Origin of the sequence: Rhizobium sp. GN54 (genome assembly GCF_021026345.1) — a bacterium.
In the GTDB taxonomy this organism is placed as follows: Bacteria; Pseudomonadota; Alphaproteobacteria; order Rhizobiales; family Rhizobiaceae; genus Mycoplana.
The window spans coordinates 30,970-47,699 of the sequence record NZ_JAJNCZ010000015.1 but is presented as its reverse complement, the minus strand read 5'-3'; the positions used below and the strand labels follow the sequence as shown (position 1 = coordinate 47,699).

The following is a 16,730-nucleotide window of genomic DNA, read 5'->3' as shown; positions in this document are numbered from 1 at the left end:
ACCGACATGAGCGCCTATGATCCCGGCAACATCTTCGCCAAGATCCTCCGCGGCGAGATCCCCTCCCACAAGGTCTACGAGGACGAGCATACGCTGGCCTTCATGGACGTGATGCCGCAGGGGCCGGGCCATACGCTCGTCATTCCGAAGGCGCCCTCGCGCAACATCCTCGACGCCGACCCCGAAACGCTGTCCCGGGTGATCCCGGTCGTCCAGAAGGTCGCCGTCGCCGCCAAGGAGGCCTTCGAGGCGGACGGCGTCACGGTCATCCAGTTCAACGAGCCGGCGGCGGGGCAGAGCGTCTACCATCTGCACTTCCACATCATCCCGCGCTTCGAAGGCGTGCCGATCAAGCGGCATGCGGGCGCGATGGAGGACCAGGACGTGCTCACCGCGAACGCGCAGAAGATGCGCGACGCGCTCGCCGGATAAGGGACGGGATGCCGCGGTCTTGTGACGGCACGCGGCAGCGCGAGGACCTTGAAGCGCGCAGAGCAGATCCGGCGGATCGCGACGCGCTTCAGGCGCCGGCTTCAAGTGCCAAGCGCGTAAAGGCCCGCAGCCAGCGTCCCGATGGCGACGACGATGCCGAGAAGCTGGTTGCGCCGGAACAGGAAGAAGGCGCCGGCGCCCACGACGACCGCACCGATCCGTAGCCACAGCGGCGATGTCGCCAGTTCGCCGGTCGGGTAGACGATCAGCTTGGCGATCACGGCTGCCACGAGCGCGGTCGCCACCGCCCTCACCCAGTGCATCGTTTCCGAGTGCTCGTCGATGCGGTTGCCGGCGAGAACGCCGAGCCAGCGCCAGATATCGGTCGCGAGCCAGCCGGAGACGGCGATGAAGATATAGGGCCAGAGCGTCTCGATCATCGCGCCGCCCCGCCTGCCCGCTTCAGCCGCCAGTGCCGCTCCCCGGCCCAGGCGAGCGTTCCGCCGACCAGCCCGGCCAGGAGAATGTCGAATTCCGGCGCGACCTCGTGAAAGACGACGCCGAGCACCAGGCCGGTCCCGAGCGACCAGTAGATCACCCGGTGACGCGCCGAGACCCAGATCGAGGTCAGGAAATAGACCGGCGTCAGGAAGAAAAGGCAGGCGCCGACGATCGGCGGAAATTGCGTCACCATGAAATAGGCGACACCGACGAGCAGGATATTCGCCGATGTCAGCGTGATGCCGAAGCCCGCAAAAAAGGCGAGCCGCCCGTCGCGCGGCACGCGATGCGCACGCTCCATGGCGAAGACCCAGGCGGTGATGGCGACGAAATGCGACAGGAGCAGCATCAGCCAGGTCGGCGTTTTGCTGTTGCGGATTTCCGGCACCAGCGCCGCCACCATCGGCATCATCCGCACGGAGGACAGGGTGACGGCGATGAAGGTGGTGGCGATGTTCGCACCCGAGAGCATGCTGCCGACGAGGATCACCTTGGCCGGAAGCGCCCAGACTGCCCCGGTCATGAACATGACCTGCTCGACCGGAATGCCGCCTTCGGCGGTGAACGCCGCAAATCCCACGAAGGAGAGCATCAGTATGACCGCCGGAATGCTCCAGATCCCGCGCATGCCCTGAACGAACCAGTATCGCTTCGTCTGCCCTTCGGATATCGCCTCGGCGTCCATTCAGTCATTCCGGATATTCAACATGACAATGCCGGGCAGCGGACTGCCCGGCATCGCTCGTTCCTTGGAGGTGGTCACTTCTTGCGTGGCACCTTCGGCACCGCGCTTCCCTTGCGGGTCGGCGCAGCCGGCTTCTCGGCCTCTGACGCCTTTGCCGCCTTGGCGCGCGACGAAGACGATGCGGCCGCAACGGTCTCCTTGGCCTTCTTCGGCTTGGCCGCCTTGCGGGCGGGCGAAGCGATCTCGGCCTTCGGCTTGATCGGAGCGGTCTCCGGCACGGCGTCGAGGACGATGCCCCTGGTCCCGTCCTCCTTCACGCCGACGGAGACGCGGACGACGCCGCCCTTCTTGAGCTTGCCGAACAGGATCTCGTCGGCGAGCTTCTTCTTGATGTTTTCCTGGATGACGCGGGCCAGCGGCCGCGCACCCATCTTCTCGTCGTAGCCCTTCTCGGCGAGCCAGGCGATCGCCTCCGGCTGCAGTTCGAAGGTGACGTTGCGCTCGGACAGCTGGGTTTCCAGCTGCATGACGAACTTCTGCACGACCTGGTGGATCACCGGCGTCGGCAGCGAACCGAACGGGATGATCGCATCGAGGCGGTTGCGGAACTCCGGCGTGAACAGGCGGTTGATCGCCTCCATGTCCTCGCCCTCGCGCTTGGACGAGCCGAAGCCGATCGCGGCCTTGGCCATGTCGGACGCGCCCGCATTCGTCGTCATGATCAGGATGACGTTGCGGAAGTCGATCTTCTTGCCGTTATGGTCCGTCAGCGAGCCGTGGTCCATGACCTGCAACAGGATGTTGTAGAGGTCCGGATGCGCCTTCTCGATCTCGTCGAGCAGCAGCACGCAATGCGGATGCTGGTCGACGCCATCGGTCAGAAGGCCGCCCTGGTCGAAGCCGACATAGCCGGGAGGTGCACCGAGCAGGCGCGAAACCGTGTGCCGCTCCATGTATTCCGACATGTCGAAGCGCAGGAGCTCCACGCCGAGCGAGGACGCCAGCTGCTTGGCCACCTCCGTCTTGCCGACGCCGGTCGGGCCGGAGAACAGGTAGCAGCCGATCGGCTTGTTCGGCTCGCGGAGGCCGGCACGCGCCAGCTTGATCGCCGACGCCAGCGCCTCGATCGCAAGATCCTGGCCGTAGACGACCGAGCGCAGTTCCTTCTCCAGGTTGGCGAGAACGGTCTCGTCGTCCTTGGAGACGGTCTTCGGCGGGATCCGCGCCATGGTGGCGATCGTGGCCTCGATCTCCCTCTCGGTGATCAGCTTGCGCCGCTTGCCGGCCGGAAGCAGCATCTGCGCCGCTCCGGTCTCGTCGATCACGTCGATCGCCTTGTCCGGCAGCTTGCGGTCGGAGATGTAGCGGGCCGAGAGTTCGACCGCCGACTTGATCGCCTCGTTCGAGTACTTCAGCTTGTGATAGTCCTCGAAATAGGGCTTCAGCCCCTTCATGATCTCGATCGTGTCGTCGATCGTCGGTTCGTTCACGTCGATCTTCTGGAAGCGGCGGACCAACGCCCGGTCCTTCTCGAAGAACTGGCGGTATTCCTTGTAGGTGGTCGAGCCGATGCAGCGGATCGCACCCGAGGACAACGCCGGCTTCAGAAGGTTCGACGCATCCATCGCGCCGCCGGAGGTGGCGCCGGCGCCGATCACGGTATGGATCTCGTCGATGAAGAGCACCGCGCCGGGATACTCCTCCAGTTCCTTGACAACCTGCTTCAGGCGCTCCTCGAAGTCGCCGCGATAGCGGGTGCCGGCGAGCAGCGTGCCCATGTCGAGCGAGAAGATCGTGGCATCCTGCAACGCCTCGGGCACCTTCTTCTCGACGATGCGCTTGGCGAGGCCCTCGGCGATGGCGGTCTTGCCGACGCCGGGATCGCCCACGTAGAGCGGATTGTTCTTGGAGCGGCGGCACAGCACCTGGATGGTCCGGTTGACCTCGGCGTGACGACCGATCAACGGATCGATCTTGCCGATCTTGGCCTTCTCGTTGAGGTTGACGCAGTAGGCCGTGAGCGCATCCTGCTTCTTGCCGGCCTCCTCCTGCTCGCCCTGCGAGCGGGTCTGCTTCTGCTCGTTCTCGGTGTCCTCGGAACCGCGCACGGCGCGGGTCTCGGACGTGCCGGGCCGCTTGCCGATGCCGTGGGAGATGAAGTTGACGGCGTCGTAGCGCGTCATCTCCTGCTCCTGCAGGAAGTAGGCGGCGTGGCTTTCGCGCTCGGCGAAGATCGCAACGAGCACGTTGGCGCCCGTCACCTCCTCGCGGCCGGAAGACTGGACGTGGATGACCGCGCGCTGGATCACGCGCTGGAAGCCGGAGGTCGGCTTGGAATCTTCCTCGTAGCCCGTCACCAGGTTGGCAAGATCGTTGTCGACATAGTCGGAAACCGTCTTGCGCAGGGTCTCGAGGTTGACGTTGCAGGCGCCCATGACGGCCGCGGCATCCGCGTCGTCGATCAGCGCGAGAAGCAGGTGTTCCAGCGTGGCGTATTCATGGTGGCGCTCATTGGCGTAGGTCAGTGCCTGGTGAAGCGCTTTCTCAAGACTGGTCGAAAAAGTTGGCACGTTTCATTCCTCATTTCTTTTCCATGACACATTGCAGCGGATGCTGGTGCTGGCGGGAGAAATCCATCACCTGTGTCACTTTGGTTTCGGCAACCTCGTAGGTAAAAACGCCACACTCACCCACGCCGTGATTATGCACATGCAGCATGATCCGCGTTGCGGCCTCCCGGTCCTTCTGGAAGAACCGCTCGAGGATGTGGATCACGAATTCCATTGGCGTGTAGTCGTCATTGAGAAGCAGCACCCGGTAGAGGCTCGGCTTCTTGGTCTTCGGCTTCGTGCGGGTAATGACGGAAGTGCTGCGACCGGGAGTGTCGCCGCTTCCTTCATCGCCCTGCAACCGGCCCGGTATCGCATTCATTCCAGTTCATTCCTCGTGAGTACGGCTCTCGCATGGAGGGGGAGCCGCGGCGGCCGACGGTTGCCGTCATCATGCCTACGATATCTAGTGGTTCCTTTCGGGATTTTAAGGCCCCTGCTTCGTCCTGCAAGGATAATCCAGCGGTGCCGGATTGAAAGCCCGAAATTTAGCGACCCGTTTCAACGCCCTGCCCGAAACGGCGAAGGCCGGCGACACCTCCGCGTCGCCGGCCTTCTGGAAACTTGCGTCTGAGGCCCTCAGGCTGCGACGGCTGCCTTTGCCGCAGCGGCGGCCTTGGCGACAGGAGCCTCGTAGGGCTTGTAGGCGCTCTTGGCGAGGTCCGAGTACATCTCGCCGATCTTCGTCGCTTCGGCGATGTAGGTCTCGTAGGACTTCTTCAGGAACGAGGACTGCAGCTCGAAAGCCGCCTCGAAGCTCTTCACGCCCGACAGCTTCTCGAAATGCGCGACGCCCTCCTCGAAAGACTTCTTGGAGTAGTCGGCCGCTTCGGTCGCGATCGCCTGCATGCCCTTGGCCACCGACGAATAGCTTTTCAGGACCGTGTCCATAGCTTCCTTCCCCGTCTTGTTGGCCTCGTCAAAATTGAACATCGATTTCCTCCTATTTGTCCCATCCGGACAAAGGAAAGTTATATGCGATGCACAATAAAGTCAATTATATGCCGCGTTGCAATATTAGTCAGCAATTGCAAATGCTTGCCGCGAGCACCTGACGGGACACAAAAAACCCGGTCGCTTTTTTGGCGCCGGGTTCGATTGGAAGGCCTTGAGGCGGCCGGATCAGAGATCGATGTCGAGGATCGCCATCGAGAAGTTGTAGGACAGTTCGCCGTCCTCCTCGTCGCGGAAGACGACGCCCAGGAATTCGTCGGCCAGATAGACCTCCGCCGACTCGTCCTTCTTCGGGCGTGCCTTGATGACCATGTCCTTGTTGAAGTTCCGCTTGAAGTAGGCTTCAAGCTTCCTGATCTCTTCGGGCTTCACGATTGCATCTCCGTATCGGTTCGTTCGCGCCGCTTCTCGCACCTGCGCGGAGTGCTGTAAACCCGAAAAGAGCCCGGTCTCCAGCGTTTTGCGTTCAGATGTCGAAGCCTGCGCCATGCAGGATCTGGTCCATGGCGCGCGACGGTTCCGAGCAGCCGGCCTCGCCCACGACCTTGGCCGGCACGCCGGCGACCGTCGATTTCGCCGGCATGTCCTTCAGGACGACCGAGCCTGCGGCGATGCGCGAGCAGTGGCCGATGTGGATGTTGCCGAGGATTTTCGCACCGGCGCCGATGAGCACGCCGTTGTCGATCTTCGGATGGCGGTCGCCGCCCTCCTTGCCGGTGCCGCCGAGGGTGACGTTGTGCAGGATCGAGACGTTGTCGCCGATCACCGCCGTCTCGCCCACCACCAGACCGGTGGCATGGTCGAGGAAGATGCCCTTGCCGATGCGGGCCGCCGGGTTGATATCCGTCTGGAACACGCCGGAGGAGCGGCTCTGCAGGTAGAGCGCGAAGTCCCGCCGTCCATTGAGATACAGCCAGTGGGCCAGACGGTGGGTCTGGATCGCGTGGAAGCCCTTGAAATAAAGGACCGGCTCGATGAAGCGCGTGCAGGCCGGGTCGCGGTCATAGACGGCCTGGATGTCGACGCGCAGGATCGCGCCCCATTCCGGCCAGGCTGCCTGCATCTCCTCGAAGGTCTGGCGCAGCAGATTGGCCTGAAGATCGGGATGGTCGAGCCGCTCGCAGACGCGATGGATCACGCTGGCCTCGAGCGAGGGCTGGTTGATCACCGTCGAGTAGAGAAACGCCGCCAGGAGCGGGTCCTCCTGTGCAGCCACGCGCGCCTCCTGCTGCAGGCTGTCCCAGATCGGGTCCATCGCCATCAGCTTCTCGTCGGCGCGCTTCTCGTTGCTGGCGACCATCGCCCTACTCCTTCTTGCGTCTTCATCGATATATAGAGCAAACGGCCACCGGGCGGAATGCCCCGCCGGACACGGACGCGCTATCGGCCGTCGATTTCGGCATAAAACGCCAGAACGGCCTTCTTGAATTCGCGATCGCCGACCGCCAGCATATGATCGCGCCCGGGAATGTCGATCGCGCGCGCGTGCGGCATCAGCGCGGCCAGCTCCTCCGCCGAGCCGGCGATATCGTCCTTGGTGCCGACGGCAACGAGGGCGGGTACGTCGATCCGGCCGATGTCTCCCGGCGACAGGAGATCGCGCGAGGTCATGATGCAGGCCGCCAGCGCCCGCCGGTCAGATTTCGTCTGGTCGGCGAAGCTGCGGAACATCCGGCCGCGGTCGTGGCTGACGTCCTCGAGCGCCGGCGCGAGCAGCGCCTCGGCGATCGGGTCCCAGTCCCCGACCCCGTCCACCATGCCGATGCCGAGCCCGCCAAAGACGACCGAGCGGACGCGGTGTGGGTGGCCAATCGCCAGGAAGGCAGTGATGCGCGCGCCCATCGAATATCCCATGACATGCGCTTCGGGAATGCCGAGATGATCGAGCAGTGCTGCCGCATCACCGGCCATCGAAGGCGGATGGTAGAGTGCCGGATCATGCGGCTTGTCACTCGCCCCGTGGCCCCGGTTGTCGATTCCGATCACCCGGTATCCGGCATCGCCCAGCGTCTTCAGCCACCCCGGATAGACCCAGTTGACGTTGGCGGTGGAGGCGAACCCGTGGATCAGCAGGACCGGCGCGCCGGACGGATCGCCCTCGTCGAAGAAGGCGAGTTCGAGGCCGTCATGGCGGAAACGGGAAAAGGTCGGGGGATCGAGATTCATGTCCATGCCTCTTTCATGTGCGCCTGCCGCATCCTGCGGGCCCTCCGCTCATAGGACGCTTTGCCGCATGATGGAACGCTGCGGGGCGTCTTTTTTCTCCCCTGCGACTTGACGTTTGCCGCTACACATTTCCGCCCAACGGCTATATGGTCCGCCGAAATTCAGACAGACCTTCCGGAGCATCCCATGGCTGGCCACAGCATTCCCCACTTCCAGAACGACGGCGGACACGCGGTGATCGAGATCGGCGTGAAGGAGTTCATGTGCGTCGGCGCCTCCGTCCCGTTCGATCATCCCCACATCTTCATCGACATGGGCGACGACAATGAAAAGGTCTGCGGCTACTGCTCCACGCTCTACCGCTACAATCCCTCACTGAAGGCGACCCAGACGAACCCGGTCGGCTGCACCTTCGCAAACCAGGCCGCCTGATCGATGTCGCATGAGGGGTCGCGCGGATGACCGTGCGAACGGTTGCGATCGTCGGCGCCGGCATTGCCGGCCTGACTGCGGCACTCTGCCTGGCCCGAAAGGGCATCTCCAGCCACCTGATCGAACAGGCCGACCGGCTCGAAGAGGTCGGCGCCGGCCTGCAACTGTCGCCGAACGCGACCCGTGTCCTCTCCGCGCTCGGCCTCCTTCCCGCCCTCGAAAGGCGCTGGACCGAGCCCGAGCGGATCGTGCTCGCCTCCGGCCGCAGCCTCAAGCAGCTCGCCCAGGTTCCGGCCGGCGCCGACGCCCGGCGGCGCTGGCACGACCCCTACGGCGTCCTTCACCGTGCCACGCTGCAAAAGGTCCTGTTCGACGCCGCCCGCGACAACCCGCTTGTCGGCATGACGCTCGGCGTGCGCATGGAAGGATACGACCGCGCCGCCGAGATCGCGGACTTGATCGGCGTCCGTCCGGACCTGACGATCGCCGCCGACGGCGTCTGGTCGACCATGCGGGCGGGCGTTCCCGGCGCTGCCAATGCCCGCTTCAGCGGCAACATCGCCTGGCGCTTCATGATTCCGTTTGCGAAAGCGCCGCGCTTTCTCGATCCGCGCGCGGTCACCGCATTCGTCGGACCCTCGGCGCATCTCGTCGCCTACCCGCTCACCGAGGCGAACGCCTTCAATGTCGTCGCGATCCACAAGGGCCCGGCCTTCATCAGCCGCGGCTGGGAGACGCAGGCCGGCGAGGCCGGCGCAGCCTTCCGGCTCGACGCCTTCTCCGGCTGGAACAAGGACATTGCGGCTCTCCTGGGCCTTGCCGAAAAGCCCCTCGCCTGGCCGCTCTACGAATGCGGCGACGGGCGCTGGTTCGACGGCAACGATCTCGTGCTGATCGGCGATGCGGCGCATGCGACAACGCCTTTCGCGGCGCAGGGTGCGGCGATGGCGATCGAGGACGCGGCCGAACTCGCACAGGCCGTTGCCGACGCTCCGGATATTCGGACCGCCCTTTCCGATTTCGAGACACGCCGCCGCCAGCGCGTCCGCCGCGTCCGCGCGCGGGCCGACTTCAACCGCTTCGCCTACCACGCGCGCGGCCCGGTGGCACTGGTCCGCGATGTCGTGCTAGGCCTGCGAGGCCCCGAGCGCCTGGCCGCCGATCTCGACTGGCTCTACGGCTACCGGTCGCACATCTGAAAGCAATCAGCCCGCAGGCGATCGCATCGCGCTGCGGGCCGTCCTGGCCGTGTCGATGTTCGCCGCCGGGCAGCCTTGTCTAGACCGCCCGCGCTGCCGCCAGTCCGCGCTCGATGTCGGCGCGGAGATCGGCCATGTCTTCGAGGCCGATCTGGAGCCGGACCACGGGGCCGTTTTCGGGCGCCTTGCAGATGCGGCGGTCGCTCAGGTTGACGTGGACGGCAAGGCTCTCGAAGCCGCCCCAGGAGTAGCCGAGACCGAAGATCTTCAAGGCATCGAGGAAGGCATGCGCCTTGGCCTTGAACCGGCCGGGATCGCCGCCGTCGAGCACGATCGAGAAGATGCCGCTCGCGCCCTTGAAGTCGCGCTTCCAAAGTTCGTGGCCCGGAAAGCTCGGCAGGCCGGGATGGAGGACGGAGACGACTCCGTCCCGCCCCTCCAGCCACTCCGCAAGCCGCATGGCGCTCTCCTGGTGTCGCTCCAGCCGCACGCCCATGGTCCTCAGTCCCCGCAGGATCTGGTAGGAATCGTCGGGCGAACCGCAGATGCCGAGCGCGAAATTGCCCTCCCATAGCTGCCGCCAGTGGGCGGCATTGGCCGAGACGGTGCCCATCAGGATGTCGGAATGGCCGGACGGATATTTCGTGGCCGCATGGATCGAGACGTCGACGCCATGGTCGAGCGGACGGAAATAGAGCGGCGTCGCCCAGGTGTTGTCCATGGTGACGACCGCACCGCCCTTGTGCGCGGCATCGGCGGTGGCGCGGACGTCCTGCATCTCGAAAGTATTCGAGCCGGGCGCCTCGAGATGCACGAGTTTCGTGTTCGGCTTCATCAGCGACGCGATCCCGGCCCCGACGGAAGGATCGTAATATTCGACCGTCACGCCCAACCGGGCCAGCATCGTGTCGCAGAAGTGCCGGGTGGGGCTGTAGACCGAATCGACGACGAGGGCGTGGTCGCCGGCCGACAGGAACGCCAGGAACGGGACGCTGACGGCGGCGAGCCCGGAGGGCACGAGGATGGTGCCGGCCGAGCCCTCCAGTTCATCGATCGCAGCGCACAGAGCGTCCGTCGTCGGCGTGCCGCGGGTGCCGTAGCTGTATTTCTGCGCCCGGTGCTCCATCGTCGCCGCATTGGGGAAAAGCACGGTGGAGGCGTGGACGACCGGTGGATTGACGAAGCCGTGGAATTCGGTGGGGTCGTTGCCGATATGGGCCAGTCGGGTGTTCGGGCCGGCGCCGGCCAGCACGTCATTCTTGTCGGTCATCAATAGGAATCCGCAGTGTTGCCTGATGAGAACGGGCACTTTCCAGAGCCTGATTTGCGTGGTCAAGCCAATTTTGCTGAAGTACCCATCACGCGCAAGTGACGGATCGGGCATTTCGAAGCGGCTCCGGACGCGTTTTTTTTGAGCTCAACCTGCCCTTTTCCAGCTGAATTTGCTTATTTTTTTGTCATTGCCAGTGAGATTCACCAGCTTGCTTGGAAAACAGGCCGCCACTCTTGACCGTGCGTCGTTTTGAGCATGAGATAGATCAACTCGCGCCGGGAGGGCGACGAGTGCCGGCGACGCTCCCGCACCTTGGCAGCACCAGCCGGACGAATAAAGACAAATAGAACAAGGGTATTTGGACATGGCTAAGAAGATCGTTACGGCACTCCTCGGCGCTGCCGTTTTGGGGATGGGCGCCCAGGCTGCCCAGGCGGACACGCTGTCCGACGTGAAGGCGAAGGGTTTCGTACAGTGCGGCGTCAACAGCAGCCTTGCCGGGTTCGCCGCTCCCGACGCCCAGGGCAACTATGCCGGTTTCGACGTCGATTATTGCAAGGCGATCGCCGCTGCGGTCTTCGGCGACGCGACCAAGGTCAAGTACACGCCGACCACCGCCAAGGAACGCTTCCCGGCGCTGCAGTCGGGCGAAGTCGACGTTCTGGCCCGCAATACCACCTGGACGATCAATCGCGACACCGCGCTCGGCTTCAACTTCCGCCCGGTCAACTACTATGACGGCCAGGGCTTCATGGTCCGCAAGAGCCTGAACGTGAAGTCGGCGCTCGAGCTCTCCGGCGCCGCCGTCTGCGTGCAGACCGGCACCACCACCGAGCTCAACCTCGCCGACTACTTCAAGGCCAACAACCTGCAGTACAACCCGGTCGTCTTCGAGAAGATCGAGGAAGTCAACGCCGCCTACGACGCCGGCCGCTGCGACGTCTACACCACCGACCAGTCCGGCCTCTATGCGATCCGCCTGACGCTGGCGGCTCCGGACGACCACATGGTCCTGCCGGAAATCATCTCCAAGGAGCCGCTCGCACCGGCCGTTCGCCAGGGCGACGACAAGTGGTTCGACATCGTCAGCTGGGTTCACTATGCGCTGATCAACGCCGAGGAATTCGGCGTCACCCAGGCCAATGTCGAAGAGATGAAGAACTCGCCGAACCCGGACATCAAGCGCTTCCTCGGCGCCGAAGCCGACAGCACCATCGGCGCCGATCTCGGCCTCGACAACGAATGGGCGGTCAACGTCATCAAGGCCGTCGGCAACTACGGCGAAGTCTTCGACCGCAACATCGGTGCCGGCAGCCCGCTCAAGATCGAGCGCGGCCTGAACGCCCTGTGGACCAAGGGCGGCATCCAGTACGCCCCGCCGATCCGCTAAGCGGCCGGCGACACGCATGCGAAGGGCGGGATCGATCCCGCCCTTCATCCCTAGAACAAGAAGCGCTCGAACAAGGGCGATCAAGGGGACGACAATGGCAGCACCCGCATCGATGGCATCAGGCAGGACGGAACGACCGCCCAGTTCCCTCCTCAACGATCCGAAAATCCGCGGCATCATCTATCAGGTCGTGACGGCGCTCGTCTTCATCGCCCTGATCTATTTCATCTGGACCAACACGCTGGAGAACCTCCGGCGCGCCAACATCGCCTCAGGCTTCGGCTTCCTGTCCGGCCGCGCAGGCTTCGATCTCGGGCAGTCACTCATCGCCTTTTCCAGCGATTCGACCTATGCCCGCGCGCTCTATGTCGGCTTCCTCAACACGCTGCTCGTGGCGTTCACCGGCATCATCACGGCCACGGTCCTGGGCTTCATCATCGGCATCGGGCGGCTCTCGAAAAACTGGCTGATCGCCAAGCTCTCCACCGCCTATGTCGAGATCTTCCGCAACATCCCGCCGTTGCTCGTCATCTTCTTCTGGTACAGCGGCGTCCTCGCCGTCCTGCCGGGCGTGCGCGAATCCATCGCCCTGCCCTTCGGAAGCTACCTGAACAACCGCGGCTTTGCCTTTCCCAAGCCGGTCTTCGCCGAAGGCTTCTGGCTCGTGCTCGCAGCCCTTCTCGCCGCCATCGTCCTGTCGCTGGTTCTGCGGCGCTATTCGCTGAACAGGCGCATGGCGACCGGCCGCGGCGTCCCGATTCTGTGGCCGTCCATTGCGATGATCGTGGCCTTCCCGGTGATCGCCTATGTCATCATGGGCGCGCCGCTGTCGTTCGACTATCCAGTCGCCGGCACCTTCAACCTGACGGGCGGTTCCGTCGTCGGACCCGAGTTCATCTCGCTCTACCTGGCGCTGTCATTCTACACCGCCTCCTTCATCGCCGAGATCGTCCGCGGCGGCATTCGTGCCGTGCCGAGGGGCCAATCGGAGGCGGCCGAGGCGCTCGGGCTCAGGCAGGGATATACGACCCGGTTCGTCGTCGTCCCGCAGGCGATGCGCATCATCATCCCGCCGCTGACGAGCCAGTATCTCAACCTGACGAAGAACTCGACGCTGGCAATCGCGATCGGCTACGCCGACCTCGTCTCCGTCGGCGGCACGATCCTGAACCAGAGCGGCCACCCGATCGAGATCGTGGCGATCTGGATGGTGGTCTATCTCAGCATCAGCCTGCTGACATCGCTCTTCATGAACTGGTTCAATTCGAGAATGGCCCTGGTGGAGCGATAGGACATGGCTAGCACACAAACGTCTTACGTCCGCACCCAGATGATCGCCGCAGAACCGCCACCGCCCGGCGTCACCGGCGTGGCCCACTGGCTGAAAACCAACCTGTTCGCGACGACCAAGGACACGATCCTGACCGTGATCGCGCTGCTGCTTCTGGCCTGGTATGTGCCCCAGATGCTGAACTGGCTGTTCTTCGACGCCCAGTGGACGGGCACCGACCGCACCTTCTGTGCCACCGTCGTCCAGAGCGGCGGCAGCCAGCCGGAAGGCTGGAGCGGCGCCTGCTGGGCCTTCATCGGCTCGCGCTTCGACCAGTTCATCTTCGGGCGCTACCCGATCGACGAACGCTGGCGCCCGACGCTCGTCGGCATCTCGTTCGTGGCGCTGCTGGTGCCGCTCCTGATCCCGAAGGTGCCCTACAAGGGCTGGAACGCGATCCTGCTGTTTGCGGTTCTGCCGATCGTCTCGTTCTTCCTCCTCGTCGGCGGCGTCTTCGGCCTCCGGCACGTCGAGACCTCGCTGTGGGGCGGGTTGATGGTGACGCTGATCCTGTCCTTCGTCGGCATGGCCGTGTCGTTCCCGCTCGGCATCCTGCTGGCGCTCGGACGGCGCTCCCCCATGCCGGTGATCAAGACGCTGTGCGTCACCTTCATCGAGATCGTCCGCGGCGTGCCGCTGATCACCGTGCTGTTCATGGCGAGCGTCATGCTGCCGCTGTTCATGCCGCAGGGGGTCACCGTCGACCGGTTCCTGCGGGCGTTGATCGGCTTTTCGATCTTCGCATCGGCCTATATGGCCGAGGTGATCCGCGGCGGCCTGCAGGCGATCCCCAAGGGCCAGTACGAGGGTGCCGATTCGCTCGGCTTCAGCTACTGGCAGAAGACCGGGCTCATCGTGCTGCCGCAGGCGATCAAGATCGTCATCCCGGGCATCGTCAACACCTTCATCGGCATGTTCAAGGACACCTCGCTGGTGTCGATCATCGGCATGTTCGACCTGCTCGGCATCATCCGTCAGAACTTCGCCGACGTCTCCTGGGCCTCCCCGGTGACGCCGCTCACGGGCCTGATCTTCGCAGGATTCGTCTTCTGGATCTTCTGCTTCGGCATGTCGCGCTATTCAATGTTCGTGGAGCGCAGGCTCGACACGGGCCACAAGAGATAAGGACAACAAACCATGGCAAACCAGGCCCAGGCCAAGAAGATGACGGTATCGGCGACGGACGTCGCCATCGAGATCGTCAACATGAACAAGTGGTACGGCGACTTCCACGTCCTGCGCGACATCAATCTCAAGGTGATGCGCGGCGAGCGCATCGTCATCGCCGGCCCCTCCGGCTCCGGCAAGTCCACGATGATTCGCTGCATCAACCGGCTGGAAGAACACCAGAAGGGCCAGATCGTCGTCGACGGCATCGAACTGACGAACGACCTGAAGAAGATCGACGAGGTGCGCCGCGAGGTCGGCATGGTGTTCCAGCACTTCAACCTCTTCCCCCACCTGACGATCCTCGAGAACTGCACGCTGGCGCCGATCTGGGTGCGCAAGATGCCGAAGAAGGATGCCGAGCAGGTCGCCATGCACTATCTCGAGCGGGTCAAGATCCCCGAGCAGGCGCACAAGTATCCGGGCCAGCTCTCCGGCGGCCAGCAGCAGCGCGTGGCGATCGCCCGCTCGCTGTGCATGAAGCCGAAGATCATGCTGTTCGATGAGCCGACCTCGGCACTCGACCCGGAAATGGTCAAGGAAGTGCTGGACACCATGGTCTCGCTCGCCGAGGAGGGCATGACCATGCTCTGTGTCACCCACGAGATGGGCTTCGCCCGCCAGGTCGCCAACCGCGTGATCTTCATGGATCAGGGCCAGATCGTCGAGCAGAACGACCCGCAGAGCTTCTTTGACAATCCGCAGCATGAGCGCACCCGGCTGTTCCTCAGCCAGATCCTGCACTGAGCACAGTGCGATAGAAGTAACTCAAACGGGCGGGCCGCAAGGTCCGCCCGTTTCGCGTTCAGACACCGCCGGCCACCCGGCTGAACGACAACGCTGCTCCCCTTCAAAAGAAGACGGCCGGCAGGGCCGACCGGAGGGGGCGCGGATCACCGCGCGCGATCACCGGCCGCGCACGGGCGGCCGGGGGAGGTTGGCGCAGCCGTCAGATGGAACCGGCGTTCATCTGCTCGGCGATATAGTCCGCCTGGCGGATCGCCAGGGATACGATCGTCAGCGTCGGGTTTTCCGCCGCCCCGGTGGTGAACTGGCTGCCGTCGGAGACGAACAGGTTCTTGATGTCGTGGGTCTGGCCCCATTTGTTGACGACACCGTCCTGCGCCTTCTCGCTCATGCGGTTCGTGCCGAGATTGTGGGTCGAGGGATAGGGTGGCGTCGGGAAGCTCCGGATCGCGCCGACCGCCTCGTAGAGCGCCTGGCCCTGTTTGTAGGCATGGTTGCGCATGGCGATGTCGTTCGGATGGTCGGTGAACCAGACGTCGGGGATCCGCATGCCGTGCTGGTCCTTCAGTGTCGCATGCAGCTTCACCGCGTTCTGCTCCTGCGGCATGTCCTCGCCGACGATCCACAGGCCCGCGGTGTTGGCATAGCCGTCCATGGCCGAGGCGAAGGAGCGGCCCCAGCCGCCGGGATCCAGGAACGCCGCCATGAAGGGCACGCCGAGCGCCAGCGTCTCCATCTCGTAGCCGCCGACGAAGCCGCGCGACGGATCGTGCCCGGCCTCGTCCTGGATGATGCCGGCCATCGTCGTACCGCGGTAGAAGTGCACCGGCTTCTCGAACACCGCATAGACCGACCCGGTGGTGTGGCGCATGTAGTTCTTGCCGACCTGGCCGGACGAGTTGGCGAGCCCGTCCGGAAACCTGGCCGATTCGGAGTTCAGCAGCAGCCTCGGGCTTTCGATCGAATTGCACGCGACGCAGACGATCCGCGCCTTCTGGCTCTGCAGCTTGCCGTCCTTGTCGGCATAGACGACGTTCGTCACCTTGCCGTCCGCATCGTGCTCGATCTTGACCACGTGCGCGTTCGGCCGGACCTCGAGCCTGCCTGTGGCCTCGCCCTTCGGGATCTCGGTGTAGAGCGTCGACCACTTGGCGCCCCACTTGCAGCCCTGGAAGCAGAAGCCCGTCTGCTGACAGCTCATCCGGTCGTCGCGGTCGGCGGAATTGATGGCCATCCGGCCGGTGTGACATTCCTTGTAGCCGAGCTTGTCGGCGCCGGCCTTGAGGATCTTGAAGTTGTTGTTGCCCGGAAGGCCCTCGATGCCGTTTGTCCGGGTCACGCCCATCTTGTCCTCGGCCTTCGCATAATAGGGCTCGAGGTCGGCAAGCGTGATCGGCCAGTCCAGAAGATTGGCGCCCTCGACCTTGCCGTAGTTGGTCAGCGCCTTGAACTCGTGCTCCTGGATGCGCAGCGAGGCGCCGGCCCAGTGCGTCGTCGTGCCGCCCACGGCCTTGACGATCCAGGCCGGCAGGTTCGGGAAATCCTTGCCGACGCGCCAGCCGCCACCGGTCGTGCGGTGATCGAGCCAGGCGAGCTGGGCGAAGCTGTCCCACTCGTCGTTGATGAAGTCCTCGTGCTCGATGCGCGCGCCGGCCTCGAGGATGACGACGTCGATGCCCTTCTGCGCCAGCTCGTTGCCGAGCGTGCCGCCGCCGGCACCCGAGCCGATGATGACGACGACGCTGTCGTCGTCGAGTCTGTATGGAGCTGCCATGTTCTTCCTCCCGGTCTGTTCCGACCCTGTCCATTCTGGCGGGGACACGTTCCGTGTCCGGCGGGCGCCCT

The 16,730-nt window shown here is 64.2% G+C and carries 17 protein-coding genes; 7 read left to right on the top strand and 10 right to left on the bottom strand.

What is annotated here, in order from left to right:
• Nucleotides 1–6 precede the first annotated feature (6 nt).
• A complete protein-coding gene (locus tag LQK81_RS24730; protein WP_230809080.1) occupies nt 7–432 on the top strand; it encodes an HIT family protein in 426 nt (141 codons plus the stop codon).
• Between the two features lie 101 nt (nt 433–533).
• Here LQK81_RS24730 and LQK81_RS24725 read toward each other — a convergent pair whose 3' ends face one another.
• The 8 genes from LQK81_RS24725 to LQK81_RS24690 form a co-directional block, all read right to left on the bottom strand.
• Nucleotides 534–872, bottom strand: a complete 339-nt coding sequence (locus LQK81_RS24725) for an AzlD domain-containing protein (protein ID WP_230809079.1) — start codon at nt 870–872, stop codon at nt 534–536.
• Nucleotides 869–1,618 carry an AzlC family ABC transporter permease gene (locus LQK81_RS24720; RefSeq protein ID WP_230809078.1) on the bottom strand — a complete coding sequence of 250 codons (750 nt, stop codon included), beginning with the start codon at nt 1,616–1,618 and terminating at the stop codon, nt 869–871. Before LQK81_RS24720 ends, LQK81_RS24725 begins: the two co-directional genes overlap by 4 nt.
• A gap of 74 nt (nt 1,619–1,692) precedes the next feature.
• Nucleotides 1,693–4,188, bottom strand: a complete 2,496-nt coding sequence (gene clpA, locus LQK81_RS24715; protein WP_230809077.1) for an ATP-dependent Clp protease ATP-binding subunit ClpA — start codon at nt 4,186–4,188, stop codon at nt 1,693–1,695.
• 10 nt (nt 4,189–4,198) lie between these two features.
• The gene (gene clpS, locus LQK81_RS24710) at nt 4,199–4,549 is read right to left on the bottom strand and encodes an ATP-dependent Clp protease adapter ClpS (protein ID WP_230809076.1); all 351 of its coding nucleotides are present in this window, start codon (nt 4,547–4,549) and stop codon (nt 4,199–4,201) included.
• Nucleotides 4,550–4,806: 257 nt separating this feature from the next.
• Nucleotides 4,807–5,160, bottom strand: a complete 354-nt coding sequence (locus LQK81_RS24705; RefSeq protein WP_230809075.1) for a phasin family protein — start codon at nt 5,158–5,160, stop codon at nt 4,807–4,809.
• 189 nt (nt 5,161–5,349) lie between these two features.
• Nucleotides 5,350–5,553 (bottom strand): DUF3126 family protein, encoded by a 204-nt coding sequence (locus tag LQK81_RS24700; protein ID WP_097138383.1) that lies wholly within the window; start codon nt 5,551–5,553, stop codon nt 5,350–5,352.
• A gap of 94 nt (nt 5,554–5,647) precedes the next feature.
• Complete coding sequence (gene cysE / locus LQK81_RS24695; protein WP_230809074.1) at nt 5,648–6,481, bottom strand: serine O-acetyltransferase; 834 nt, start codon at nt 6,479–6,481, stop codon at nt 5,648–5,650.
• A gap of 80 nt (nt 6,482–6,561) precedes the next feature.
• Nucleotides 6,562–7,347, bottom strand: a complete 786-nt coding sequence (locus LQK81_RS24690) for an alpha/beta fold hydrolase (protein WP_230809073.1) — start codon at nt 7,345–7,347, stop codon at nt 6,562–6,564.
• Nucleotides 7,348–7,533: 186 nt separating this feature from the next.
• Here LQK81_RS24690 and LQK81_RS24685 point away from each other — a divergent pair, with 186 nt between their 5' ends.
• Complete coding sequence (locus tag LQK81_RS24685; protein WP_097138376.1) at nt 7,534–7,779, top strand: zinc-finger domain-containing protein; 246 nt, start codon at nt 7,534–7,536, stop codon at nt 7,777–7,779.
• A 26-nt stretch (nt 7,780–7,805) separates the two neighbouring features.
• Complete coding sequence (locus tag LQK81_RS24680) at nt 7,806–8,978, top strand: FAD-dependent monooxygenase (RefSeq protein WP_230809072.1); 1,173 nt, start codon at nt 7,806–7,808, stop codon at nt 8,976–8,978.
• A 79-nt stretch (nt 8,979–9,057) separates the two neighbouring features.
• Here the strand turns inward: LQK81_RS24680 and LQK81_RS24675 are convergent, their stop codons facing one another.
• The gene (locus LQK81_RS24675; protein WP_230809071.1) at nt 9,058–10,248 is read right to left on the bottom strand and encodes a cystathionine beta-lyase; all 1,191 of its coding nucleotides are present in this window, start codon (nt 10,246–10,248) and stop codon (nt 9,058–9,060) included.
• Between the two features lie 367 nt (nt 10,249–10,615).
• On the opposite strand from LQK81_RS24675, the gene LQK81_RS24670 reads away from it, so the two are divergent.
• From LQK81_RS24670 to LQK81_RS24655, 4 genes are all read left to right on the top strand, one after another.
• Nucleotides 10,616–11,641: an amino acid ABC transporter substrate-binding protein gene (locus LQK81_RS24670; protein WP_230809070.1), complete on the top strand. Its 1,026-nt coding sequence runs from the start codon at nt 10,616–10,618 to the stop codon at nt 11,639–11,641.
• A 112-nt stretch (nt 11,642–11,753) separates the two neighbouring features.
• Complete coding sequence (locus LQK81_RS24665; RefSeq protein ID WP_412178843.1) at nt 11,754–12,932, top strand: amino acid ABC transporter permease; 1,179 nt, start codon at nt 11,754–11,756, stop codon at nt 12,930–12,932.
• 3 nt (nt 12,933–12,935) lie between these two features.
• Entirely contained in the window at nt 12,936–14,096 is a 1,161-nt protein-coding gene (locus tag LQK81_RS24660; RefSeq protein ID WP_230809068.1) for an amino acid ABC transporter permease, read from the top strand.
• A 12-nt stretch (nt 14,097–14,108) separates the two neighbouring features.
• Nucleotides 14,109–14,885 carry an amino acid ABC transporter ATP-binding protein gene (locus LQK81_RS24655; protein WP_230809067.1) on the top strand — a complete coding sequence of 259 codons (777 nt, stop codon included), beginning with the start codon at nt 14,109–14,111 and terminating at the stop codon, nt 14,883–14,885.
• Between the two features lie 202 nt (nt 14,886–15,087).
• On the opposite strand, the gene LQK81_RS24650 is transcribed toward LQK81_RS24655, so the two are convergent.
• Nucleotides 15,088–16,659: a GMC family oxidoreductase gene (locus LQK81_RS24650; RefSeq protein ID WP_230809066.1), complete on the bottom strand. Its 1,572-nt coding sequence runs from the start codon at nt 16,657–16,659 to the stop codon at nt 15,088–15,090.
• Nucleotides 16,660–16,730: the final 71 nt, after the last annotated feature.